General features: G+C 63.8%; 1 protein-coding gene. It reads right to left on the reverse strand.

Going from position 1 to position 542, the window contains the following annotated elements; genetic code table 11:
* Positions 1-542 (reverse strand): IS110 family RNA-guided transposase (locus tag AC5ZGW_RS46830; RefSeq protein ID WP_496114225.1); only part of this gene is annotated, 542 nt, incomplete at both ends.

Consider the following 542-nt stretch of genomic DNA (forward strand, 5'->3'; position numbering starts at 1 on the left):
GAAGGCGTCGGCATTTCCAGCGTAGTTCGCTTCCGGCTAGGTCTTGGTTGGCGAGCCTCGCGCTAGAAGACGCGGCCCTGTTGAGGACCGCCCAGGCGATTCGGGCGAGCTTGTTGGCGAGCGCAATCGCCAGCACGTTGTGGTGCAATCGCTTCTTGGCGGCTTCGATCCAAGATTTGAGGCCATAGCGCTCCCAGCACTTCACCCTGACCAGCACCACCCATGCGGCTTGGACGAACAGCGCGCGCAGGCAGCGATTGCCGCGCCTTGATATCTTGCCCAGGATCGTGCGGTCGCCGGTCGAGATCTGCGTCGGCACCAGCCCAAGCCAGGCGCCGAATTCGCGGCCTTTCGAGAACACGTCTCCAGTGCCGATCGCGGCCACCATGGCGCTTGAGATCAGCGGGCCAATGCCGGGCACCGTCATCAATCGCTCGCAGGCCTGATCTTGATGGGCCAGCGTTTCGATCTCGCTCGACAGCCCCTCGATACGTGCATCCAGCCGGCGCCAGTCGCCCGCCAGATCCTCGATGATGCGCAAC

The sequence above is a fragment of the Bradyrhizobium sp. Crot121 genome, from assembly GCF_059512385.1.